General features: G+C 44.3%; 6 protein-coding genes. 4 read left to right on the top strand and 2 right to left on the bottom strand.

Annotated features, from left to right (window positions below; all coding sequences use genetic code 11):
- On the top strand, window positions 1-226 hold a 226-nt coding region (locus QXE01_12070; GenBank protein ID MEM4971975.1), incomplete at its 5' end, for a hypothetical protein.
- On the opposite strand, the gene QXE01_12065 is transcribed toward QXE01_12070, so the two are convergent.
- Window positions 223-462 carry a hypothetical protein gene (locus QXE01_12065; GenBank protein MEM4971974.1) on the bottom strand — a complete coding sequence of 80 codons (240 nt, stop codon included), beginning with the start codon at window positions 460-462 and terminating at the stop codon, window positions 223-225. The two genes, QXE01_12070 and QXE01_12065, sit on opposite strands and share 4 nt — an antisense overlap.
- 231 nt (window positions 463-693) lie before the next feature.
- On the opposite strand from QXE01_12065, the gene QXE01_12060 reads away from it, so the two are divergent.
- From QXE01_12060 to QXE01_12050, 3 genes are all read left to right on the top strand, one after another.
- Window positions 694-870 (top strand): hypothetical protein, encoded by a 177-nt coding sequence (locus QXE01_12060; GenBank protein ID MEM4971973.1) that lies wholly within the window; start codon window positions 694-696, stop codon window positions 868-870.
- A gap of 20 nt (window positions 871-890) precedes the next feature.
- The gene (locus QXE01_12055) at window positions 891-2,036 is read left to right on the top strand and encodes a transposase (protein MEM4971972.1); all 1,146 of its coding nucleotides are present in this window, start codon (window positions 891-893) and stop codon (window positions 2,034-2,036) included.
- 577 nt (window positions 2,037-2,613) lie between these two features.
- Entirely contained in the window at window positions 2,614-3,141 is a 528-nt protein-coding gene (locus QXE01_12050; GenBank protein ID MEM4971971.1) for a hypothetical protein, read from the top strand.
- Window positions 3,142-3,389: 248 nt separating this feature from the next.
- Here the strand turns inward: QXE01_12050 and QXE01_12045 are convergent.
- A partial coding sequence (locus QXE01_12045) for a M24 family metallopeptidase (protein ID MEM4971970.1) occupies window positions 3,390-3,738 on the bottom strand: 349 nt, incomplete at its 5' end.

Raw genomic sequence — 3,738 nt, 5'->3', positions numbered from 1 at the left:
GATTATTGCGAGGCAGGCTAGGGATCCTAGTAGGAGGAGGGCTGACTACTCAGATCCAAAGATCATAGAGGAGATGACTAGAATGAATAGGATGGAAGCACTAGTGGTAGCGTCATTTACAGGAGCAACAGTTAATATAATATATAATAAGGAGGGTGAGGCTGAGAATGCCGCGAGGGAGATAGCAAGGCTATTAGAGAGTCTGATAATAACATATACCTCTTAGTACCAATATTGAGGACTATAGGATCTTCTAATAGCTTCAGGCGGATCATCAATGAATCTCCATAAACCACTCCTAGGACTTATTAGCACTATGCCAAGCTCTTCTATAAGAGCATCGCTCATAAGAATTTCTTTCTCAACAGGTGATACCACGAGATCAGATTCAACGTCTTTTGACACCTTATCACGCTCTATAACAGCTACCCTACACGCACCATGATATATAATAGTTACCAAACCTCGCCTTTAAAGGCGGGGTTATGTTTCTATGTTTTTGTTTCGATATATGCTCTGGGCTTCCGAGGTGGTGGGTCAATCTATTAGGATGAGGGGCGGGGGCCGACTGTCCCCCGCAATACCCACCATCTCGGAGGCCCACCTCTCCAATATAAGGACGAATGTTGTCTGTCTAATGCCAAATGGTACCAGCATAGGAAGCTGCTGTGGCTAGCTGATGTCTGCGCCAGGTTGTATAATGAGCTTAACTACGAGAGGAGACAACAGTTCTTTAGAAACCAGCGGGTGGACTTCGAGGGAACCTGGAGGAAGTACTATGAGAAATATAAGGGCATCCTGGGTGTTAACGCCCAGGCTGTTATTCAGAAAAGAATAACGAGGCCTAGAACTCATTCTTCTCACAGCTAAAGGCTATGAAGGAGGGGAGATTGCCACCGTTTATGAATAAGGTAAGCCCGCCTGGGTATTGGAAGGATAGGGAGGGCAAAAGAAGGAAGATCATAGTGGTTAGGCAGGATCGATTTGTTGTTGATGTTGAGAGGAGGAAGCTGATCCTTAAGGACTTCAACATGGAGATAGAGTTCGTTGGTAGGCTTAGATGGTATGGGAAGCAGGGGAGGCTAGAGATCATATATGATGATGCTGTCAATAGGTGGTACGCACACATACCAGTCGAGGTCGGTGTAGAGACAACAAAGAATGGCAATAAAGCCATGCATATTGTCAGGGGCGAGAGAAAAACTATCCAGATAGCCTCTCCAAAGGGTGATAGGATAGCCTCGATTGATCTTGGTATCAATGTTATGGCAAGCGTTGTTGTTGATGATGGTACCTGGCTCTTGTACAAGGGTGTGAGGGCTAAGGAGGACTACTTCTACTTCGAGAAGAGGATAGCAGGGATACAATCTCTAGAAGCCATAGCAAGGAATATAGGTGAGTTTGAGGCGGCTGAGGAACTAAGAAGAGAGAGGAGGAGGCTATTCAGAAAGCTATATAGGAGATTATTACACCTATACAGGACATTAGCCTCTCATTTGATCAGAATGCTGCATGATCTCGGGGTATCAACGATATACATAGGATATCCATATAACATATCCCAGGATAGTGGTAACAAGTTTAGCGTGAATATCTGGTCATACCACAGGCTAATCCAAACAATCGAGCTCAAGGCACAGGAATATGGTATGAGGGTGTATGAGGTAATAGAATATGGCACATCAAGCAGATGTGCATACCACGAGGTTGAAGTTAGGAGAGAGCATAGAGGAGTGGTGACATGCCCGCTGGGGCATAAGCTACACAGCGATCTAAACGGAGCACTAAACATAATGAAGATAGCAACAGGAAAAACACCTATGCATATAAAGAAACCACTATCCTGCATAGTCCACCACAACGGAGTAGCCCCCGCAAAGGGGGGTAACACCCGAGACCCCAGCAAAAACCCCGCCCTTCAGGGCGGGGAAGGGGTCATATACCCGATTCTAGGCCTTTTCTTAACCACTATATGGCCAACTCTATATCTTTTATCTCGGTTTATAGCATTCACCATATACCTCTCCAGTTCTTGACTCTCCCTCAGCACATTTAAATATCTCTAATATCTTCAACCATTGCTTATAACAAAAAACCTTCTTTTGACAGGAGGATTAATAGTTACCCATGCTTTGCAGCATAAACTCTCCCTCGACACCTACTTATTATTCATGGGAGTCACCAGGGTTATATTGATGGATACCGCTTAGCTCATTTCATAGATTATTACAATTAAAAGCCTACCGTTCGCTCGAGAGCGGTTCTAGCCACCCTCGGGTTCCTCACTGTTTCCCCTAGCCCCCTCCCCACGGTCAGCCATGGGTTTCGGGAACTAGGGGTCACTGTATAATTATAACCTTCGGAGCTCATATGTGTGTCAGCATATTTAATAGCCTTGAAAAGTCTTAACCATGAATTCATATAAAAGCCCCAAAAACAATCAAAGGTATTTCAGCCTTTAGGAGGCTGACCTCCTCCCAGCCTTAGGGGGTAGGCTTTAAGTTGAAAGGGTTTATCTCGAAATAGATCTTCGTCATCCTCGAGCTCCGCTCTAGCAGGGGTTGAGGTAGTTAAGGAGGAGTGGGCCTCTATTTATTCTTGCTAGGCGATATTGTGGAGGGGGATATCCTGACAATAGCTTCTGAGGCTCTCCTAGCAAAGGTTCTCGAGCAGGCTGTAGAGAGGATTGCGAGAAAGGTTGCTGAGGGTAAAAAGCTATCTGATCAAGAGGTTATATTGCTATATCTAAGCCAGATCATGAGATCTATTAATGAGAGGTTTAGCGAGGTAGACAAAAGGATTGATCAGGTTAATAAGAGGATAGACGATCTAAAGGAATATGTGGATAAAAGAATAGATGATCTGAAGGGCTCGATCAATGAAAGACTTAATGAGATGGATAAGAGGATTGATCAGGTTAATAAGAGGATAGACGATCTAAAAGGCTATATAGATAAAGGGTTCGAGCAAATAGATAAGAGATTTGAGGCAATTGATAAGAGATTTGAGACAGTGGATAAGAGATTTGAATCACTCGAGAGAAAGATAGAGCTAGTATATAGTGAGGTTTCATCGATAAAGACCGATATAATAAAGATGATGAAGGAATATTTGGAGGAGAGGTATAGAGGGAAAAGCTAATCCAGCTACACCTTAGCCCTTTGTGAGCTCTGGGAAGGATGGCCTCTCTAGAGGATATAGATCGGTATCTCTATACCAGATATCTGCATATGAGATATTCATAGCTTTTGCATAGTCTCTCTAGCGGAGATGGTAATTATCGTAATTACTGCTGAATCCTTGTTCCTCTATAATGGCTGAATAGGTGTGGATAGATAGGAGGTTTTCAGTTTTCTCTTGGGCTAGCTTTTAATATTGTTGGCTTATTGTTAGTAGGGCCTCTCGTTTGGGACTGAGATGAGTCTATCTGCTGGGAATAGGGTTATTACTCTTGGGCCTGTATCTGTTACCACTACTTCTACCTCTATTCTCGCGGCTCCTGTACCGTCTGCTGATGGTGCCCATGTTTCTAGTGCTAGGACCATGTTCTCCTGGATCCTTACTGGGTAGTTGAAGGATATTGCTCTCGAGATCAGTGGTCTTTCTCTGTGGCTCAGCCCTATTCCATGGCCGAATTCTAGGAGGAATGCTTCTTCCTCGCTTCTGAAGCCTAGCTCCTGGGCTGTGGGCCAGCAGCTTGCTATCTCAGCTGTTGTTGCTCCTGGTCTTGTCCTCTCT

The sequence above is a fragment of the Sulfolobales archaeon genome, assembly GCA_038897115.1.
Lineage (GTDB): Archaea > Thermoproteota > Thermoprotei_A > Sulfolobales > AG1 > AG1.
Note: the sequence above shows the minus strand (reverse complement) of the source record. Positions and strands in the feature narration are given on the sequence as shown.